The sequence below is a fragment of the Streptomyces sp. NRRL F-6676 genome (assembly GCF_000725625.1).
Lineage (GTDB): Bacteria > Actinomycetota > Actinomycetes > Streptomycetales > Streptomycetaceae > Streptomyces.
The window spans coordinates 313,990-332,349 of sequence record NZ_KL647083.1 but is presented as its reverse complement, the minus strand read 5'-3'; the positions used below and the strand labels follow the sequence as shown (position 1 = coordinate 332,349).

Genomic DNA, 18,360 nt, shown 5'->3' with positions numbered 1-18,360 from the left:
CGCTCCGGCGCCCGTTCCCTCAGCCCGCCAGCCGCTCGTACGCCGGCAGGGTCAGGAACTCCGCGTAGTCCTCGTCGAGCGCCACCCGCAGCAACAGGTCGTGCGCCTCCTGCCAGGCTCCGGCGGCGAAGACGTCCGGTCCCGACGCGGCTCGTACGGCGGACAGTTCGTCGGCGGCCACCCGGCGCACCAGCTCCGCGGTGACCTTCTCGCCGTCGTCGAGGACGACCCCGGCGTGCACCCACTGCCAGAGCTGGGAGCGGGAGATCTCCGCCGTGGCGGCGTCCTCCATGAGGTGGAAGATGGCCACCGCGCCCTGGCCGCGCAGCCACGCCTCGATGTAACGGATGCCGACCTGAACGGCGTTGACCAGACCCGCGTGCGTGGGGCGCGCGTCGAGGGAGCCGACCGCGAGCAGGTCGGCGGCCGTCACCGCCACGTCCTCGCGCAGCCGGTCCTTCTGGTGCGGGCGGTCGCCGAGCACGGCGTCGAAGGACTCCCGGGCGATCGGCACCAGGTCCGGGTGGGCGACCCAGGAGCCGTCGAAGCCGTCGTGCGCCTCGCGGTCCTTGTCGGCGCGCACCTTCTCGAACGCGACCCGGTTGACCTCCGCGTCCCGCCGGGACGGGATGAACGCCGCCATGCCGCCGATCGCGTGCGCGCCCCGCCGGTGGCAGGTGCGGACCAGGAGTTCGGTGTACGCGCGCATGAACGGAGCGGTCATCGTCACCGCGTTGCGGTCCGGGAGCACGAACTCGGGCCCGGCGGCACGGAAGTTCTTGATCAGGGAGAACAGATAGTCCCAGCGGCCCGCGTTCAACCCCGAGGCGTGCTCGCGGAGTTCGTAGAGGATCTCGTCCATCTCGAACGCCGCCGTGATCGTCTCGATCAGGACGGTGGCCCGGACCGTGCCGCGCGCGATGCCGAGGTGGTCCTGCGCGAAGACGAACACGTCGTTCCAGAGACGCGCCTCCAGATGCGACTCCGTCTTCGGGAGGTAGAAGTACGGGCCCTTGCCGAGGTCGAGCAGCCGGCGCGCGTTGTGGAAGAAGTACAGCCCGAAGTCGACGAGCGCCCCCGGGATCCGGGACCCGTCCTCCCCGTCGGCCAGATGGCGTTCGTCCAGGTGCCAGCCGCGCGGGCGCACGACCGCCGTGGCCAGCTCGGCGTCGGGGCGCAGGACGTACGACTTGCCGCTGCGGTCGTCGGTGAAGTCGATGGCGCGACGGTGGGCGTCGATCAGATTGAGCTGGCCCAGGACCACGTTCTCCCAGGTGGGCGAGGAGGCGTCCTCGAAGTCGGCGAGCCAGACGCGGGCACCGGAGTTGAGCGCGTTGACGGTCATCTTCCGGTCGGTGGGGCCGGTGATCTCGACCCGGCGGTCCTCCAGGGCGGGCGGCGCGGGGGCCACCCGCCAGGAGTCGTCCGCGCGGATCGCGGCCGTCTCGGGGAGGAAGTCCAGCCGCGCGGTACGGGCGATCTCGGCGCGGCGCTCCGCGCGGCGGGCGAGGAGTTCGTCACGGCGGGGTGTGAACCGGCGGTGCAGCTCGCCCAGGAAGGCGAGCGCCCCCTCCGTCAGCACCTCCTCCTGCCGGGGCAGGGGCGCGGCGGTGCGGTCGTCGAGGACGACGACGGCCGGCGGGGACGGCACGGGTGCGGACATGCGGGGGTCACATCCTTGGTCGCTGTCTTCTGTGGTCGCTGTCTTCTGTTTCGTGGAGCTTAGTTTTCTCATTGTGGAAGATCAATGCCCGGGGAGGCCGGGGTGGCCGGGGCGGCCGGGGAGGTGGGAGAGGCCGGGGGAGTCGTCGGCCGCCCGGTGCGCAGCCGGACGAGGTCCGCCTCGGTGTCGATGTCGTACGGCTCGGCCACGTCCCCGCACTCCACGAGCCGGAGCGCGCCCGCGTGCGCCCTGAGATACGCGCGCGCCCCCTGGTCACCGGTCGCGGTCGCGGCCACGCCGGCCCAGTGGTCGGCGCCCAGCAGCACCGGATGGCCCCGTACGCCGTCGTAGGCCGCCGAGGCGAGCGTCGCGGGGGAGGCGTAGGCGGCACGTACGCGCCCCATCGCGCGCGGGCCGATCCCCGGCTGGTCCACCAGCGCGACCAGCGCCGCGCCCGCCCCCGTCCCAGTGAGCGAGGCGAGCCCGGCGCGCAGGGAGGTGCCCATGCCCCGCTCCCACTCCGGGTTGTCCACCAGGGCGCAGTCCGGCAGCTCCGCGCGGGCGCGCACCTCGTCGGCGGCCGCCCCCAGCACGACGTGCACGCGGGCGCAGCCGGCCGCGCGCAGCACCTCGGCCGCGTGTTCCACCAGGGGGCGGCTGTTGTGTTCGAGCAGCGCCTTGGGGCGCCCGCCGAGCCGCCGCCCGCCCCCGGCCGCGAGCAGCAGACCGACGACGGGGGCGGAGGAGGGGGTGGGGCCGACGGCCCCGGTTCGCTCTTCGTTCGTTCGCATGCACTCCTGCATACCCGTTGGCGCCCGAATTCGGTCCGTACGGTGGCGCACGCGGCGTCGGGTGGCGTTTACTGACCCGCACCCCCCGTGCGCCCGATCCGTGCGCCGGGGCGCACGCGGTGGTGAAACCGCGTCATGGGGGCGTGCGCACGAAGAGGTGCGAAGGGGGAGAGCTGTGTTGCGGAGCTTGGGGCAGAGACGAGTGACCGGCAGTGACGAGGACCCGAGAGTGGCCGGACTGCGGACCGCCGTCGCCCGCTTACGGCGTGAACTCGCTCTGCATCCGGCGCAGTTCCCCGACCGGTCCATCGCCGAGGACGAGCTCGCCGCGATGACCGCGATGGCCGCGGGCGGCGCGCCGGAGACGCGGCGGCTGCGGCGCTCGCTGCTGCTGATCGCCGGGTCGATCGGCTCCGTGAGCGCGCTGTCCCGGGGGCTGGAGGAGGTACGGGACGCGGTGGACCTGTTCGGGACGCCGCGTGCGTAGGGTCTGAGGGGAGACGTGAGGGAGGAGGAGCGCGGGCGGTCAGTGCCCCGCCTCCCTGACGGACCCCTGGTCCTGCCCCGTCTCCCTGACGGACCCCTGGTCCTGCCCCGTCTCCCTGACGGGCCCCTGGTCCCGGTCCGCCAGTACCCGCGACAGGTCCGCCGCGACCTGTCGCAGCACCGGCACGATCGTGGCCGTCGCCGCCTCGGTGACCCGGCCTGCCGGGCCCGAGATGGACAGGGCCGCGGCGGTCGGCGAGCCCGGCACCGGGACCGCGAGGCACCGTACGCCGATCTCCTGCTCGCTGTCGTCGACCGCGTACCCCTGGCGCCGCACCTCCTCCAGGGCGGCGAGGAACGCGTCCGGTGACGTGATCGTCTTCTCCGTCGCGGCCGGCATGCCCGTACGCCGCAGCAGCGCCCGCACCTCCGCCGGCTCCAGACCGGCCAGCAGCGCCTTGCCGACGCCCGTGGTGTGCGGCAGCACCCGGCGGCCCACCTCGGTGAACATCCGCATCGAGTGCTTGGACGGCACCTGGGCCACGTACACGATCTCGTCGCCGTCGAGCAGCGCCATGTTGGCCGTCTCACCGGTCTCCGCCACGAGGCGGGCGAGCTGCGGCCGGGCCCAGGTGCCCAGCAGCCGGGAGGCGGACTCGCCGAGGCGGATCAGCCGGGGGCCGAGCGCGTACCGCCGGTTCGGCTGCTGTCGCACGTACCCGGAGCCGACCAGCGTCCGCATGAGGCGGTGGATGGTGGGCAGCGGCAGCCCGCTGCTCGCCGCCAGCTCGCTCAGGCCGACCTCGCCGCCCGCGTCCGCCATCCGCTCCAGCAGGTCGAAGGCGCGCTCCAGGGACTGGACACCGCCACCGGAGCCGCCACCGGAGCCGGGGGTCTTGGCGGCGTCACGGTCGCCGGCGCTGGACGAGGACGGCACGGCACGTTCCTTTCAGGGGTTCAAAAAGAAGGGGGGCCGGAAGGCCACGGGATCCAGGGGGACGGGGACCAGCAGCCTACCCGGCGGTCGGGTGACGTCCGCCGGGTGCGGGAACCCGTGACCGGACCCACTCGTTCCGCTCGTGTGACTCTTCGGCAAGACATCGTCGGCAACGCCATGCAGATGGCGATCGTCAACCTGCGTCCCGGCCAGACCGTGTACTGCGAGGCCGGCAAGTTCCTCTTCAAGACCACGAACGTCAGCATGGAGACACGCCTGTCCGCCCCGGGCAGCGGCGGCGGCCGCTCCGGCGGGGGAGCGGGCACCGGTTCCGGCGGCATGGGCGGCATGCTCCGCCAGGCGATGGGCACCGCCATGCAGGCCGGGCAGCGCGTGCTCGCCGGTGAGTCCCTGGCGTTCCAGTACTTCACGGCGTCCGGCGCCGAGGGCACCGTCGGCTTCGCCGGTGTGCTCCCCGGCGAGATGCGCGCCCTGGAGCTCGACGGCACGCGCGCGTGGTTCGCGGAGAAGGACGCCTTCGTGGCCGCCGAGTCGAGCGTGGAGTTCGGCATCGCCTTCCAGGGCGGCCGCACGGGCATGAGCGGCGGCGAGGGCTTCGTCCTGGAGAAGTTCACCGGGCAGGGCACGGTGATCATCGCCGGGGCCGGCAACTTCATCGACCTGAACCCGGCGGACTTCGGCGGCCGGATCGAGGTCGACACCGGCTGTGTCGTCGCCTTCGAGGAGGGCATCCAGTACGGCGTCCAGCGGATCGGCGGCCTCAACCGCCAGGGGCTCATGAACGCGGTCCTGGGCGGCGAGGGCCTGTCCCTGGCCACCCTGGAGGGCAGCGGCCGGGTGATCCTTCAGTCGCTCACCATCGAGAGCCTCGCCAACGCGCTGAAGAAGGCCCAGGGCGGCGACAAACAGGGCCCCACGGGTGGCCTGTTCTCGACGCACGCGGGGTGAGACCGGAAATCCACGGCCCACCACCGATGAGTCGGGCCCCCCTCACCGGTCTGCACCCATGACAACGGAACCGACCCGGCTCCGCACGCCTGTTGCGAAAGAAGGCACCCCCTCATGGGAAAGCTCACCCTCACCGCTTTCGTCACCCTCGACGGCGTCCACCAGGCGCCCGGCGGCCCCCAGGAGGACCCGAGCGACGGGTTCGAACAGGGCGGCTGGAGCGTGCCGTTCGGCGACGACGATTTCGGCGCCTTCGTCGTGGAGAACTTCGGGCGCGTCGGCGCCTTCCTGCTCGGCCGCCGCACGTACGACATCTTCGCCTCGTACTGGCCGAAGATGACCGACCCCGCCGACCCGGTCGCGACGAAGCTGAACGCCCTGCCGAAGTACGTCGTCTCGCACACGCTCACCGACGCCGCCTGGCAGCACACCACGGTCCTCGGCGGCGACCTCGTCAAGGAGGTCGAGCAGCTCAAGGAGCGCACGGACGGCGAGATCCAGGTCCACGGCAGCGCGGCTCTCGCGCAGTCGCTGCTGGCCCACGACCTGATCGACACCGTGCACCTGTGCGTCTTCCCGGTGGTGCTCGGCGCCGGTCGCCGTCTGTTCGCCGAGGGCGCCGTACCGACCGCGTTCCGGCACGTGGACGCACGTATGACGGGCGCGGGCGTCGCGATCCACACCTACGACCTCGCCGGCCGCCCGACGTACGGCAGCTACTGACCCTCGGCCCGCGGCGCGTCCCGCCACCGGCCCTCGGCCTCCGCCGCGTCCCGCACCCGCAGCACCACCCGGCGGCCGTGCAGCTCGCCGGCCTCCAGCCGCCGGTGGGCCTCGGCCGCCGCGTCGAGCGGCAGCACCTCCAGCGCCCGGGGCCGCAGCAGCCCCCGGGCGAGCGCGTCGTTCAGGGCGGCCGCGGCCTCCGCCAGCTCGGCGACGGTGGCCCGGGAGATCGCGAAGCCGCGCACGGAGGCGTCCTTCATGTACAGCGGCCCCACCGGCAGCACGGGCCGCGCCCCGGGCCCGGCCAGCAGCACGATGCGGCCCCGGTGGGCGAGCAGTGCGACGGCCGCGTCCAGGTCGTGCCGGCCGGAGGTGTCGATGTGCAGGTCGACACCGTCCGGGGCCAGCTCGGCCAGCCGTCCGGCCGGCTCCCGGTAGTCGACGACCTCGTCCGCGCCCAGCGCCCGTACATGGTCGTGGTCGCGCGGCGAGGCGGTGGCGACCACCCGCGCCCCGGCCCGCGCGGCCAGCGCCACCAGCGCTGAGCCCACGTTGCCCGCGGCCCCCGCGACCAGTACGGTCTCGCCGGGCAGCAGCTCCCCGTGGTTGAAGAGGGCGAGGTACGCGGTGGCGGCCGGATGCAGCACTGCCACCGCCTCCAGCGGCGGCACTCCCGGCGGCAGCCGGTACAGCCGGTTCGTGGCGACGACGACCCGCTCGGCGGCGGCTCCCTGCCGCCCGCCGTGCCCCAGGCTGTTGCACCACACGCGCTCGCCCACCGCGAAGCCGCCGGCCGCCTCCACGACCGTCCCCACCAGATCCCGCCCGACGACGAAGGGAAACGTGAGCGGCGTCCGGAACACCCCCGACCGCACGAGCGTGTCCACCGGATCGACGGCGCAGGCCACCACGTCCACCAGCACCTCGTCCGCCCCCGGCACGGGCGCGGGCAGTTCCCCGGTCCGGATCACCTCGGGCGACCCGAGCTGTTCGATGTAAGCGGCGCGCATGAGCGGTGATTCTTCCACCGGGGCGGGCGGAGAGCGGGTGGACACACGGGCACACCCGGGGCCGGAGCGCGCACGCGGGCGGGCACGGGCAGGCGCGCGGGCACGGGCATGCGGGCGGGCACGGGCATGCGCGCGGGTCAGACCGGCGCGCTCTGCCCGGCCCCGGACGGCGGTGCTGCCGGAAGGCGGCTCCGCTCCGCGGAGGTGACGGTGTTCTTCAGCAGCATGCTGACCGTCATGGGGCCGACGCCGCCCGGAACCGGCGTGAGGTACGACGCCTTCTGCCGGACTCCGGCGAAATCGACGTCGCCGACGATCCGGCTGCCGCCGGGCACCCGGTTGATGCCGACGTCGATGACGACCGCGCCGCTTCGCACCATGTCCGCCGTGATGAGGCCGGGCACACCCGCGGCGACGACGAGGATGTCCGCGAGGCGGGTGTACTGCGCGAGGTCGCGGGTCCGGGCGTGGCAGAGCGAGACGGTGGCGCCGCCGTCCGTCAGCATCAGGCCGAGCGGCTTGCCCACGATGTTGCTGGCGCCGACGACGACCGCGTTCCGGCCCGCGATCTCGATGCCCTCCTCGGCCAGCAGTTCGAGCACACCGTACGGCGTGCACGGGGGGAAGACGGGGTGCCCCACGGCGAGAGCGCCGACGTTGTACAGATGGAAGCCGTCGACGTCCTTGGTCACCTCGATGCTCTCCAGCACCTGCCGCAGCTCCACCCGCGGGGGCAGCGGGAGCTGTACGAGGATGCCGTCGACGTCGGCGCGGTCGTTGAGCGTGTGGATGACCTCCACCAGTTCCGCCGTGGGGACGGTGTCCGGGAGGTCCTGCCGGAACGAGGAGATCCCCACCTGGGCGCAGGCCCGCTGCTTGTTGCGGACGTAGACGTGCGACGCGGGATCGTCGCCCACCAGCAGGACCGCGAGCCCGGGCACCACGCCGGAACGCTCCTTCAGGCGCCGTACCCGCTCGGCCAGTTCCTCCCGGATCCGACGCGCCACGGCGTTGCCGTCGATCACGTGGGCGACCATGTCATCGCCTCGACGCGGCGGCGCCGGCACCGGCGGTGGACGCCGGGGAGCCGGCGAACGGAGCCGGGGCGACGGTGGCCCGCACCTCCATCTGCCGGTGCCGCTCCACCCGGGGTTTGCGCGAACCGCCGTCCGGCTCGCCCCACACCACGACGACCTCCGTGCCCGGTTCGGCCCGCGCGGCGTCGAGCATCGCGAGGGACAGGAACCGCCGCTCGTTCGCCGAGTACCCGCAGAAGGTCGACAGGCCCGCGGACCGGCCGTCCACGAGGACGCGGTCGCGCTGCACCAGCAGGCCGTAGTCCGCGAGCGGGAAGTCGAGGAACTTGCCCGGCGTCCCCTCGCCGAAGAGCGAGCCGATCACCGCCAGGACGTCCTCCGTGTGCCACATCAGCGTGACGCGGCGACGCGGCGGGTCCTGCGCCACCCGGGTCAGCGCCTCCCGGCCGATGAAGTCGTGGTCGAACTTCACGATCTTGCCGTAGCCCAGGTCGTAGGGGGTGGTGTAGTAGTCCTCGATGCGGTCCGGGCGGAAGCTGCCGGCGAGCTGCCAGGTCCCCTCCCAGCCGTCGGCCGGCAGCCACCGCCGGTAGTCCAGCAGTTCCTCGGCGGTGTAGACGGCGGGCAGGGGAGCGGCGATCCAGCCGGACTCGTAGTTCGTGCTGAAGTACGCCTTCAGCCCGCCGCGGCGCAGGCCGAACTCCTCGCCGGCGCGCAGCAGGGCGTCGCGCACGGCGGCCTCGTCGTCGTACTCGCCGCTGATCTCGTAGGCCTTGTGCCGCCCGGCCATGCCGTGCCGCAGGACGAGGACGTCGACGCCGGCGACGCGTGTGGCGAAGGTGCGGAACGGGCCGGCGTCCGGCAGCGCGCCACCGACGGCCTTCTCGAGGATCGACGTGGCGGACGGGCCGTCGAGCTGGTAGCGGAAGCGGGCGCGCCGGCCGCTGCGGTTCTCGGCCGAGTTGTCGTCCCGCACCAGGTTGACGTTCCAGTCGCCCGTGGCGGCCTGGTACTCCACCCAGTTCAGCAGCGGCGCCCCGCTGACCAGCTCATAGCTGTCCGGGCCGTGGGCGTACAGGATGCAGTCGCCGATCATGTGCCCCTGCGGGGTGCAGCCGATGAACTGCTTCGCCACGCCGGGAGCGAGGTTGGCGAAGCTGTTGACGCCGATCCGGTTGAGCATGGCCCGGGCGTCGCGGCCGGTCACGAACAGCTCGGGCATGTGGTGGGTCTGGTCGAACAGGACGGCCGACTCACGCCAGGCGCGCTGCTCGTCACGCCAGTTGGAGAACTCCGGCGGGATCGGGAAGCGGTCGGTACGGGTGCGGATGTGCAGTCCCGGACTGTCGTTGTAGAAGTAGTCGACGAGGTCGGGGTGAGCGTCCACGAGGTCTTGCAGGGACCGTACCGGGGTGTGTGCGGACATGCCTTCGGAGCCTTCCTGGTGGAGGAGTCGGCCGCGGCCGGCGGATCGGCGAGTGCTCGCGGCCGGGGCGGTGGCACTCGCCCCTCTCATGCTGGCACCCTCTGCGCGGCGTTCAACGGCGGTGCGGGTTTCGGCCGTCGGCCCTTCGCCCCTCGCCCCTCGGGACGTCCCGGGACCGGCCCCGGACCGGCCGGGAGCGGGCGCGGGCCGACCGGGAGCGGCCGCGGCCCGGGCGCGGACGGCGGACCGGTCCCGGGCGCGGACGGCGGGCCGGCGGCCAGGTTGCGAAGCGGCCGCAGCCGAAAGACGCTTTCGGAACCGTGGTGTTCCCGTGCTGCGCGAGCATGGCGGTGCGGCGGGCGCCCCCGCCGCACCCTCTCGACAACCGGTGCTCCCGTCCGGCGGCGGTGAACCCGCGTCCGGAGGGCACCAGGACCTCATTTCCCGGAGGAGAACGAAAATGGAGCAAGGCGCGGAACCCCTCGTCGACGTGCACGCGCACTTCCTGACCCCGTGGTACGTGGAGGCGGCCGTGGCCGGGGGACGGCACCGTCCCGACGGGATGCCCTCCTGGCCGTCGTGGAGTCCGGAGGAGCACCTCCGGCTGATGGACGCGCACGGCATCGAGCAGTCGATCCTCTCGGTCTCCTCGCCGGGGGTCTGGTTCGGCGACCGGGCGGCGTCGGTCGCGCTGTGCCGCCGTCTGAACGACTACGCGGCCGAGCTGGTCGCCACGCGCCCCGACCGCTTCCGGTTCTTCGCCTCGGTCCCGCTGCCGGCCGTCGACGAGGCCGTCGCGGAGGCCGCCCGCGCACTCGACGAACTCGGCGCCGCCGGCACCGTGGCGATGACCAACGCCGGCGGGACCTACCTCAGCGACCCCCTCGTCGCGCCGTACCTCGACGAGCTGGACCGGCGGGGCGCCGTCCTGTTCGTGCACCCGACCTCGCCGCCCGGCTGGGAGTCGACCGCGCTGGGCTTCCCCCGCCCGATGGTGGAGTTCTTCGCCGACACCACCCGGGTGCTGTCCGCGCTGCTCGTCAGCGGTGAGGCGGCCCGCCGTACCGGGCTGCGGATCATCGTGCCGCACTGCGGCGCGTCCCTGCCGCTGCTCGCGGACCGGCTGCGGCTGTTCGCCTCCCTGGCGTCCTCGGCGCGGGAGAGTGAGGCCATCGACGAGGGGCTCGGACGGCTCTGGTTCGACCTGGCCGGAACCCCGCTGCCGGTGCACGCCGAGGCCCTCATCGCCCAGGTCGGCACCGAGCGGCTGCTCTACGGCAGCGACTACTGCTGGACGCCCCCGCGCCTGGTCGCCGCCCAGGTCGCCGCCCTGGACACCGGATGGCGGGCGGGGGTCCACGGTCCCTGGCGGGACCTGACCAGCACGAACGCGGCGGCCCTGCTGGCCGCCCCGGTGACCCGCTGACGCGCCGGCCGGTCTCCCGAGGACAGCGGGGGGTGGGCGAGTGACCACGCTCGCCCACCCCCATCCCCCCGCTGCCGGCGCGCCGGCCGCGGCACGGTCTCACCCGCCACGCAGCCGCTGCTCGACCCGCAGCGCCACCACCGTCCCGGCCACGTCGTGCACCCGCAGCAGGTCGGCGCCGCGCGCCGCGAGCAGCGCGCCGACCACGGCGGTGGCCAGATCGCGGTCCGCCGGGCCAGCCTCCCGGCCGCAGACGTCGGTGAGCAGCCGCTTCCGGCTGACGCCCACCAGCACCGGGCGCCCCAGAGCGCGGACCGCCTCGATACCGCGCAGCAGGCTCCACGACTGGGCCGTGCCCTTGGAGAAGCCGATGCCGGGATCGACGACGAGGCGGTGCTCGTCGATCCCGGCGTCGAGCGCGCCGCGCACCCGGTCCCGCAGCTCGGCCGTGACCTCCCGGACCACGTCGGCGTACGTCTCCCGCCGGTGCTCCTGGACCGCGCCGGACCGCCAGTGGGTCAGGACGTACGGAACGCCGAGCCCGGCCACCACGGAGAACATCGCGGGATCGGCGAGCCCGCCGCTGACGTCGTTGACCATGCCGGCCCCGGCGTCGACGGCCCGGCGCGCCACCTCGGCCCGCATCGTGTCGACGGAGACGGCGACGCCCAGCCGCGACAGCTCCCGGACGACGGGCAGGACGCGTGCGAGCTCGGTGGCGGGGGAGGGGCGCCGGGCGCCGGGGCGGGTCGACTCGCCGCCGACGTCGACCCAGTCCGCCCCGGCCGCGGCCAGCGCCCGGCCGTGCCGCACCGCGTCCGCGGCGGTGCGGTGGGCCCCGCCGTCGGAGAAGGAGTCCGGGGTCACGTTGAGGACACCCATGACCAGGGGCCGCGCGGGTCCCCCGGCGGTGACGGTCCCCGCGGGGGCGGGCGTCCGGACAGGGCCGGTCATGCCAGGACGACCGTTCTGCGCCCGTCGACCACGACCCGGTTCTCCAGGTGGTGGCGCACGGCGCGGGCCAGTGCGAGGCACTCGGTGTCGCGGCCGAGTGCGGCGATCGCCGCCGCGTCCATCGTGTGGTCGACCCGCTGCACGGTCTGCTCGATGATCGGGCCCTCGTCGAGGTCCGAAGTGGCGTAGTGGGCGGTGGCTCCCACCAGTTTCACGCCCCGGTCGTGCGCCTGGTGATAGGGCCGTGCGCCCTTGAAACTGGGAAGCAGCGAGTGGTGGATGTTGATCACCCGCCCCTGGAGCCGGTCGCACAGCGCGGGGGAGAGGATCTGCATGTAGCGGGCGAGCACCACCAGCTCGACCCGCTCCTGCTCGACGAGCCGCAGCAGTTTCTCCTCGGCGCCGGCCTTGGAACCGGCGTCGACCGGCAGATGCACGAAGGGGATGCCCGTCGGCTCGACGAGCCCCGCGCAGTCGGTGTGGTTGGAGACGACCGCGACCACGTCCGCGCGCAGTTGCCCCGTGCGCACCCGGTGGAGGAGGTCGTTGAGGCAGTGCCCCGCCCTGCTCACCATGATCAGCACTCGGGGCCGGTGCCGGGCGTCGACCAGGCGCCAGTCCATCCCGAGTGCGCGCGCGACAGGCGTGAAGCCGTCCCGCAGGGCCTCGACGTCCGGCGCGCCGCCGGCCGGGCGACGGGCGGCGACCCGCAGGTAGAAGCGGCCGGTCTCCCGGTCGCCGAACTGGTGGCTCTCGGCGATGTCGAGGCCGTGACCGGTCAGGAAGGCCGAGACGTCCCGGACGATCCCGGGACGGTCCGGGCAGGAGCACGTGAGGACGACCTCGCTCATGCCGTCGCCCCGCTCTGCGCCCGGAGCCAGGACTGGAAGCCGGGCATCTGGTTGAACGTGAACACATGCAGTCCCTCGATGCCGGCCTCCGGCGTCGCCGGTTCGGCGGCGAGCACCGCCCGTACGAGGGGGGCCGGGTCGTAGGTGCGTCCCATGAGGACGTTGCCGATCAGCCCGCGCTGCTTGGTCAGGAAGCGCAGCGACTGGCCGACCCCGATGCGCAGCGACAGCTCGGTCAGCCGGGCGAGCTTCAGCGGCCCGGCGATGCCGACCCGAAGCGGCAGCGCGACACCCCGCGCGCGGGCCCGGGCGAGCCACGACGTGAGTGTCACGGCGTCGAAGCACAGCTGGCTGACCATGTACGTGGCCGTGTCCTGCTTGCGCAGCAGGGCCTCCCACAGGCGGTCGTCGTCGATGTGCGGGTGGCCCTCGGGATAGCAGCCGACGCCGATCCGGGTGAACGGGTGCTCCATGGACGACAGATCGTCGAGCAGCTCGGCGGAGTCGCGGTAGCGGCCGAGGGGGGTCGCCGCGTCGCCGCCGATCACGTAGAGGTCGGTGACGCCCAGGTCCGCGACGCGCCGCACGAAGTCGCGCAGCGCCGGGCGGTCGGCCACCATGCGGGCGGCGAGGTGGGGGACGACCCGCCGTCCCGCGCCGGCCGCCACCGCGCAGTGTTCCAGCGTGCGTTCCAGCCCGAACCTGGGGGAGCAGGTGACGGCGACGGTGGCGTCCTGGTCCGTCGCCAGGATCTGCTCCCGCGCGCCCTTCAGCGGAACGATCTCCACCGTGGCGTCGTGGAGCAGTCGGAGGAACCGCGCCCCGGCGTCCGGCGCGGCGGCGGGTGAGGCGGCACGCTGCTCGGCACCGGGTGAGTCGGCACGTTGTTCGGTGGTCATCGGGCGGTCCTCTCAGTCCGGAAGTGGCCCCCGGCGCCGCGTGCGCGGGGGCCGTGGACGTGACATGACTGGGAACGCTAGGCAGGCCGGAAGGCGCCCGCGAGCCACCAGGCGAAGCAGTCGGCGCCGGCCCGCGAAACCGCCGTCGGACGGGCCGGGACGGGGTTTCCGCGGGGCGCGGCGGCTTCGTCTTCCGCATGCCGTCGCTTCGCTTCGTGGCTGTCCCGCCCGCCGGAGCGCTCGTAGATTCGACCGTCAGGTGAGCGACCGCCCGACGAGTGTTGCCGGCCCCGCCGGTCCCACGGCCGTGCCGGAGAAAGGGACCACGTCCATGAGCACCCTCAGCCTCCAGCAGGCCATCGACCGCAGCGGTGGCAACCCGGCCAGGATGTTGCGTTCCGACCCCCGCGGCCCCTACCCGTTCCCGATCCCGCGCTCGGAGTACGCGAACTGGCGTGACGAGCAGCGCGTGTGGCGGCAGTCCGCGATCCTGTTCGACCAGTCCTTCCACATGAGCGACGTCTACTTCCGGGGCCCCGACACCAAGCGGCTGTTCTCCGAGGTCGGCGTGAACTCCTTCGCCGGCTTCGGCAGGAACAGGGCCAAGCAGTTCGTCGCGGCGAGCCCGAGCGGCCGGTTCATCGGCGACGCCATCCTCTTCGGCCTCGACGAGGACGAGTACGCGCTGGTCGGGGCACCGGTGGCGGCGAACTGGGTCCAGTTCCACGCCGAGACCGGTGACTACGACGTCGAGGTGACCCGGGACGACGCCGCCCCGGTCAACCCGGGCGAGCGCCTGCTGTTCCGCTACCAGGTCCAGGGGCCGGCCGCCCTGGAGATCGTCGAGGCCGCGTCGGGCGGGACGCTCGGCCGGATCAGGTTCTTCCACATCGGCGGGTTCGAGATCGCCGGAGTGCCGGTCCGCGCGCTCAACCACACCATGGTCGGCACGCCCGGCCAGGAGCACACGGGCCTGGAAATCTTCGGACCGCGGCAGCACTCCGCACGCGTCAAGGACGCCCTGCTGGAGGCCGGAGCGCCGTTCGGGATGGTCCAGGGCGGCGCGCTGTCCTACCCCACCACGTCCAACGAGTCCGGATGGATCGCCCGGCCCCTGCCCGCGATCTACACGGGCGACGATCTGAAGCCCTATCGGGAGTACCTGCCGGAGCACGGCTTCGAGGCGCACGCCTCACTCGCCGGCAGCTTCGTGTCGGACTCGGTCGAGGACTACTACCTCACCCCCTACGACCTCGGTTACGGGCGTGTGGTCCGCTTCGACCACGACTTCGTCGGCCGTGACGCGCTGAAGGAGATCGCCGCCCGGCCGAGCCGCCGGAAGGTGTGGCTCGACTGGGACGAGGCCGACACCGGCCGCGTGCTCACCAGCAGCCTGTTCGGCGGTGGCCGGGGGGCCAAGTACCTCGCCCTGCCGACCGGCGGCTACTCGATCCTCCACTACGACCGGGTGCTGCACGACGGCGCCGACGTCGGGGTCGCGATGGACCCGATGTTCACCGTCAACCACGGCCGCGTGGTCTCCCTGGCCACCGTCGACGCCGAAGTCGCCGTGGACGGCGAGCGGCTGACGCTGGTGTGGGGCGACGAGGCGTCCGTCGGCGTCAAGCCGCGGGTCGAGCCGCACCGCGAGACGGAGGTAGGAGTCACGGTCCGGACGGGCGCGGCCGGCTGACGCGGCGGCCGTCGGAGGTGCCCCGCCTCGGGAGGAACCCGTCGGCCGGCCGCCTTCACAAGCGGGGGTCGTCCAGCGGCGCCGGCCGCGCGCCGGCCCCGCGTACGTCATGGGAGAGGAGTTCGGGATGCGTCTCGCGTCATTGCGCGGCCGGGCGGTCGTCGTCACCGACGACGGCGGGCACGCCGTCGACATCGCCAGGGCGGCTGACGGCCGGTTCGGTCCGGGCGTCCAGCAGGTCTACGAGGACTGGGCGGCGTTCGTCGAGTGGGCCGCCGCCGGCGGCCTCGGCCCGGAAGACACCGGCGATCCGTTCCGGCCGGCCGATCTGGGGGCGCCGTCCCCGACGCCGCGCCAGGTGTTCGCCGTCGGCCTGAACTACCGCGACCACGCCGAGGAGTCCGGGCTGGCCCACCCCGACCTCCCGCCGGTCTTCACGAAGTTCGTGTCCAGCTTCGCGGGCCCGGAGGGCACCCTCGTCCTGCCCACGGACCGGGTGGACTGGGAGGCGGAACTCGTCGTGGTGATCGGCCGGACCGCACGGCACGTCCGGGCGGCCGACGCGTGGAGCCACGTCGCCGGCCTGACCGTGGGCCAGGACTACTCCGAGCGCGCCCTGCAACTCGCCGGACCCGCGCCCCAGTTCTCGCTCGGCAAGTCGTATCCCGGCTTCGCCCCGCAGGGACCCTGGCTGGTGACGACGGACGCGCTCCCCGACCCCGACGACCTCGAAGTGCGGTGCACCGTCAACGGCGAGACCGTGCAGAGCGGCCGCACCAAGGACATGATCTTCGGCGTCCCGGAGCTGGTCGCCTTCCTGTCCTCGGTCACCACCCTGATGCCCGGCGACGTCGTCTTCACCGGCACGCCCGCCGGTGTGGGCGCGGCGCGGAGTCCGCAGCGCTTCCTGCGCCCGGGCGACGTCGTGGAAACCACCATCGCGGGCCTCGGCGGCCTGCGCCAGACCTGCGTCGCGAAATGAGCCTGCCATGCCCCTGCACCGGCTGACGGACGTCACCATCGGCGTGCCCCACGTCGAGGAGACCCGCGCCTACTACACGGAGTTCGGGCTCACCCCCACCGCGGGGGCCGGACTCGCGACGACCGACGGCGGGGAGCAGCTGCGGATCGAGTACGCGCCGCGACGACGGCTGCTCGCCCTCGGCATCGGCGCCGACGACCGCGACGACCTCGACCGGATCACCGGCCGGCTCCGCCGGCTCGGCCTGCCCGTGCGGGACGGCGGCGACCGCGTCACGGCCGTCGAGCCGGCCACCGGGGTCCGCGCCACCGTCGCCCTCGCCGGGCGGATCGTCCAGACGCCCACCTCGACGCCGTACAACTTCCCCGGGAACGCGCAGCGGCCCGACGGCCGCGCCCCGGGCGTCCTGCGGGAACAAGCGGTCCGTCCGCGCAAGCTCGGCCACGTCGTCCTCGGGTCGACCGACGCCGAGGCGACCCGGCGCTTCTTCACCGAGGGCATCGGCTTCAAGGTCTCCGACGTGGTCCCGGGCATGGCGACCTTCCTGCGCTGTTCGACCGATCACCACAACCTGCTGGTGCAGCAGGCGCCGGTCGACTTCCTGCACCACACCTCCTGGCAGGTCGACGACGTCGACGAGGTCGGCCGGGGCGCCACCGCGATGCTCGCCGCCGATCCCGCCCGGCACGTGTGGGGCCTGGGCCGGCACCACATCGGCTCCAACTTCTTCTGGTACCTGAAGGACCCCGCCGGCAACTTCTCCGAGTACTACTCCGACCTCGACTGCGTCGTCGACGACGCGCTCTGGAAACCCGGCACCTTCGACGACGCACGCGCGCTCTTCTCCTGGGGCCCGCCCCCGCCGCCCTCGTTCCTCGCCCCCGAGGACCTCGCCGCCCTGATGACCGGGGCCCACGCACCGCGCTGACCCACCCACCTCTCGTCAAGGAGCGGACCATGACGTCCACACCCACCAGTGGCCGCCTCGAAGGCGGCTGGACCGAGCCGCCCGCGCGGGTGGCGCACCACCTGGCCGCCATGGCGGAGATGTGGCGGGAACTGCCGCACCTGCTGCCGAAGATGCTCGCGGCCCCGGAGGACTTCTTCGACGCCGGCGCCCCGATGGGCGACATCGCCCGGCGGCTCGCCGCCGTCCCGGCGGTCGCCGCGCCCCCGCCCACCGCGGACGGCGAGGTCGAGGTGCTCGCCGGAACCGAGTTCACGCACCGCTTCGCCGAGGCCCCCGGCGACGGGGAGACCGTGCGCTGGCACTACGTCGAGAGCGGGCCGGCCGATGGCGAGCCGGTGATCTTCCTGCACGGCGTGCCGGACTCCTGGTTCCAGTGGCACCTGGCGATGGCGGCCGTCTCCGACCGTCACCGCTGCATCGCCGTCGACCTCAAGGGATACGGCCAGTCCGACAAACGCACCGGCGACTACCGGCAGGAGGGCGTGGCCGAGCAGCTGAGCGCGCTGCTGGACACCCTCGGCGTCGACCGCTTCAGCATCGTCACCCACGATCGCGGGACACCGCCCGCCGACCACCTGGTCGCGAAGGCGGGGGACCGGGTGATCCGGTACGGGCGCGGCCAGCAGCACCTGTGGCACCTGCACCCCAGCCTCCACCCGCAGGAGCCGATGTTCACCGCGCCCACCGCGCCGTTCGTGCTGCGGGACGCCCGCACCACCACGATCGTCGCCTACACGGCCCTCGGGGCGAAGCCGGTCGACGACGCGCTGCTCGTCCGCACGATCGCGGAGTTCTCCTACCCCGGCATCGACACGGCGGTCCCCCGCTACTTCACCTCCTCGTCCTTCCGCCAGGAATGGGTGGAGCGCCGTACGCGGCTGATCGGGGCCTGGCGCTGCCCGGTGCTGCTCCTCCAGGGCCGGGACGACCCCGGCCAGCCGCACGAGTTCTACAGCGACCCCGACGTGCTGGCCATGCTGCCGCCGGGCAGCGGCCTGCATCTGCTCGACGCCGGTCACTTCTGGCCGTTCGAGGCGCCGGAGGAGGCGGCCGTGACCCTGCGCGGCTTCCTGGACGGCGACCCCCACGCCTGAGCCCCGAAACCACCTCGCGAAAGAAGGCGACCGATGAGCGACGAATCCGCCGACGGCGGCCACCGCATCGACGGCATGACCTGGGAGGGCCTGCTCGGCCGCTCCCGTGAGCTCGGCCTGCACGCCGAGCGGCTCTTCCTGATCCGGTCCAGGCCGGTCGACGGCTTCGGGCCGGTCGAGGCGGCGCTCGACGAACATCTGCCGTACCAGAAGAGCCTGGAGGACAGCGGCGTGATGTTCGCGGCGGGTCCGCTGGCCTCGCCGGACGGAGCCGAGTGGAACGGCGAGGGCGTCTTCGTCTACCGCGCCGCGAGCCTCGACGAGGCCGTCCGGCTGGCGGCGGCCGACCCGATGCACGCCCGCGGGGCGCGACGGTTCGAGGTCAGGGAGTGGTGCCTCAACGAGGGCGTCGCCACCCGGCCCCCGGCCGGCCGGGCGGACTGACCGTG

General features: G+C 73.5%; 17 protein-coding genes and 1 pseudogene. 9 read left to right on the top strand and 9 right to left on the bottom strand.

Translation table 11 applies throughout. The features are described from left to right. Positions 1-19: 19 nt before the first annotated feature. Both aceB and IO29_RS32895 read right to left on the bottom strand, forming a co-directional pair. On the bottom strand, positions 20-1,663 hold the full coding sequence (aceB, locus tag IO29_RS32900) for a malate synthase A (protein WP_030381261.1): 1,644 nt from the start codon (positions 1,661-1,663) through the stop codon (positions 20-22). A gap of 68 nt (positions 1,664-1,731) precedes the next feature. Continuing rightward, positions 1,732-2,454 carry a nucleotidyltransferase family protein gene (locus tag IO29_RS32895; protein WP_051707600.1) on the bottom strand — a complete coding sequence of 241 codons (723 nt, stop codon included), beginning with the start codon at positions 2,452-2,454 and terminating at the stop codon, positions 1,732-1,734. Between the two features lie 175 nt (positions 2,455-2,629). On the opposite strand from IO29_RS32895, the gene IO29_RS32890 reads away from it, so the two are divergent. Next, positions 2,630-2,941 carry a DUF5955 family protein gene (locus IO29_RS32890; protein WP_033225498.1) on the top strand — a complete coding sequence of 104 codons (312 nt, stop codon included), beginning with the start codon at positions 2,630-2,632 and terminating at the stop codon, positions 2,939-2,941. 141 nt (positions 2,942-3,082) lie between these two features. Here IO29_RS32890 and IO29_RS32885 read toward each other — a convergent pair. Next, positions 3,083-3,877: pseudogene (locus tag IO29_RS32885) on the bottom strand (IclR family transcriptional regulator); the annotation flags it as partial. Positions 3,878-4,021: 144 nt separating this feature from the next. On the opposite strand from IO29_RS32885, the gene IO29_RS32880 reads away from it, so the two are divergent. Next, a complete protein-coding gene (locus IO29_RS32880) occupies positions 4,022-4,846 on the top strand; it encodes an AIM24 family protein (RefSeq protein ID WP_030381265.1) in 825 nt (274 codons plus the stop codon). A 114-nt stretch (positions 4,847-4,960) separates the two neighbouring features. Continuing rightward, a complete protein-coding gene (locus IO29_RS32875; protein ID WP_030381266.1) occupies positions 4,961-5,569 on the top strand; it encodes a dihydrofolate reductase family protein in 609 nt (202 codons plus the stop codon). Here the strand turns inward: IO29_RS32875 and IO29_RS32870 are convergent. From IO29_RS32870 to IO29_RS32860, 3 genes are all read right to left on the bottom strand, one after another. Beyond that, positions 5,563-6,579, bottom strand: coding sequence for an NADPH:quinone reductase (locus IO29_RS32870; protein ID WP_051707601.1), 1,017 nt, complete (start codon positions 6,577-6,579; stop codon positions 5,563-5,565). The two genes, IO29_RS32875 and IO29_RS32870, sit on opposite strands and share 7 nt — an antisense overlap. A 137-nt stretch (positions 6,580-6,716) precedes the next feature. Further along, a complete protein-coding gene (gene folD / locus IO29_RS32865) occupies positions 6,717-7,616 on the bottom strand; it encodes a bifunctional methylenetetrahydrofolate dehydrogenase/methenyltetrahydrofolate cyclohydrolase FolD (RefSeq protein ID WP_030381268.1) in 900 nt (299 codons plus the stop codon). A gap of 1 nt (position 7,617) precedes the next feature. Continuing rightward, positions 7,618-9,042, bottom strand: a complete 1,425-nt coding sequence (locus tag IO29_RS32860; RefSeq protein WP_051707602.1) for an aminomethyltransferase family protein — start codon at positions 9,040-9,042, stop codon at positions 7,618-7,620. Positions 9,043-9,502: 460 nt separating this feature from the next. Here IO29_RS32860 and IO29_RS32855 point away from each other — a divergent pair, with 460 nt between their 5' ends. Further along, positions 9,503-10,468, top strand: a complete 966-nt coding sequence (locus tag IO29_RS32855; RefSeq protein WP_030381270.1) for an amidohydrolase family protein — start codon at positions 9,503-9,505, stop codon at positions 10,466-10,468. Between the two features lie 99 nt (positions 10,469-10,567). Here IO29_RS32855 and folP read toward each other — a convergent pair whose 3' ends face one another. From folP to IO29_RS32840, 3 genes are read right to left on the bottom strand one after another with little or no spacing between them, the layout of a single operon-like run. Then, positions 10,568-11,422: a dihydropteroate synthase gene (gene folP, locus IO29_RS32850; RefSeq protein ID WP_199806819.1), complete on the bottom strand. Its 855-nt coding sequence runs from the start codon at positions 11,420-11,422 to the stop codon at positions 10,568-10,570. Then, entirely contained in the window at positions 11,419-12,273 is an 855-nt protein-coding gene (purU, locus tag IO29_RS32845) for a formyltetrahydrofolate deformylase (protein ID WP_030381272.1), read from the bottom strand. The genes folP and purU overlap by 4 nt, the downstream gene beginning before the upstream one ends. After that, complete coding sequence (locus tag IO29_RS32840) at positions 12,270-13,172, bottom strand: methylenetetrahydrofolate reductase (protein WP_051707603.1); 903 nt, start codon at positions 13,170-13,172, stop codon at positions 12,270-12,272. Before IO29_RS32840 ends, purU begins: the two co-directional genes overlap by 4 nt. 331 nt (positions 13,173-13,503) lie before the next feature. On the opposite strand from IO29_RS32840, the gene IO29_RS32835 reads away from it, so the two are divergent. The 5 genes from IO29_RS32835 to IO29_RS32815 all read left to right on the top strand — a co-directional run bounded on the left by IO29_RS32835 (position 13,504) and on the right by IO29_RS32815 (position 18,355). Beyond that, positions 13,504-14,865, top strand: a complete 1,362-nt coding sequence (locus IO29_RS32835; RefSeq protein ID WP_033225503.1) for an aminomethyltransferase family protein — start codon at positions 13,504-13,506, stop codon at positions 14,863-14,865. Between the two features lie 127 nt (positions 14,866-14,992). Next, positions 14,993-15,847, top strand: coding sequence for a fumarylacetoacetate hydrolase family protein (locus tag IO29_RS32830; RefSeq protein ID WP_030381275.1), 855 nt, complete (start codon positions 14,993-14,995; stop codon positions 15,845-15,847). A 7-nt stretch (positions 15,848-15,854) separates the two neighbouring features. Then, the gene (locus IO29_RS32825; protein ID WP_030381276.1) at positions 15,855-16,775 is read left to right on the top strand and encodes a VOC family protein; all 921 of its coding nucleotides are present in this window, start codon (positions 15,855-15,857) and stop codon (positions 16,773-16,775) included. Between the two features lie 29 nt (positions 16,776-16,804). Continuing rightward, positions 16,805-17,911: an alpha/beta fold hydrolase gene (locus tag IO29_RS32820; RefSeq protein WP_051707604.1), complete on the top strand. Its 1,107-nt coding sequence runs from the start codon at positions 16,805-16,807 to the stop codon at positions 17,909-17,911. A gap of 33 nt (positions 17,912-17,944) precedes the next feature. Further along, the gene (locus IO29_RS32815; RefSeq protein ID WP_030381278.1) at positions 17,945-18,355 is read left to right on the top strand and encodes a YciI family protein; all 411 of its coding nucleotides are present in this window, start codon (positions 17,945-17,947) and stop codon (positions 18,353-18,355) included. The last annotated feature ends 5 nt before the right edge of the window (positions 18,356-18,360 follow it).

Excerpts from the sequence above, each read along its gene's own strand:
- folD (WP_030381268.1), bottom strand. The coding sequence starts at position 7,616 with ATGGTCGCCCACGTGATCGACGGCAACGCCGTGGCGCGTCGGATCCGG.
- folP (WP_199806819.1), bottom strand. The coding sequence starts at position 11,422 with ATGACCGGCCCTGTCCGGACGCCCGCCCCCGCGGGGACCGTCACCGCC.
- IO29_RS32825 (WP_030381276.1), top strand. The coding sequence starts at position 15,855 with ATGCCCCTGCACCGGCTGACGGACGTCACCATCGGCGTGCCCCACGTC.
- purU (WP_030381272.1), bottom strand. The coding sequence starts at position 12,273 with ATGAGCGAGGTCGTCCTCACGTGCTCCTGCCCGGACCGTCCCGGGATC.
- IO29_RS32895 (WP_051707600.1), bottom strand. The coding sequence starts at position 2,454 with ATGCGAACGAACGAAGAGCGAACCGGGGCCGTCGGCCCCACCCCCTCC.
- aceB (WP_030381261.1), bottom strand. The coding sequence starts at position 1,663 with ATGTCCGCACCCGTGCCGTCCCCGCCGGCCGTCGTCGTCCTCGACGAC.
- IO29_RS32870 (WP_051707601.1), bottom strand. The coding sequence starts at position 6,579 with ATGCGCGCCGCTTACATCGAACAGCTCGGGTCGCCCGAGGTGATCCGG.
- IO29_RS32815 (WP_030381278.1), top strand. The coding sequence starts at position 17,945 with ATGAGCGACGAATCCGCCGACGGCGGCCACCGCATCGACGGCATGACC.
- IO29_RS32875 (WP_030381266.1), top strand. The coding sequence starts at position 4,961 with ATGGGAAAGCTCACCCTCACCGCTTTCGTCACCCTCGACGGCGTCCAC.
- IO29_RS32835 (WP_033225503.1), top strand. The coding sequence starts at position 13,504 with ATGAGCACCCTCAGCCTCCAGCAGGCCATCGACCGCAGCGGTGGCAAC.
- IO29_RS32830 (WP_030381275.1), top strand. The coding sequence starts at position 14,993 with ATGCGTCTCGCGTCATTGCGCGGCCGGGCGGTCGTCGTCACCGACGAC.
- IO29_RS32840 (WP_051707603.1), bottom strand. The coding sequence starts at position 13,172 with ATGACCACCGAACAACGTGCCGACTCACCCGGTGCCGAGCAGCGTGCC.
- IO29_RS32860 (WP_051707602.1), bottom strand. The coding sequence starts at position 9,042 with ATGTCCGCACACACCCCGGTACGGTCCCTGCAAGACCTCGTGGACGCT.
- IO29_RS32820 (WP_051707604.1), top strand. The coding sequence starts at position 16,805 with ATGACGTCCACACCCACCAGTGGCCGCCTCGAAGGCGGCTGGACCGAG.
- IO29_RS32855 (WP_030381270.1), top strand. The coding sequence starts at position 9,503 with ATGGAGCAAGGCGCGGAACCCCTCGTCGACGTGCACGCGCACTTCCTG.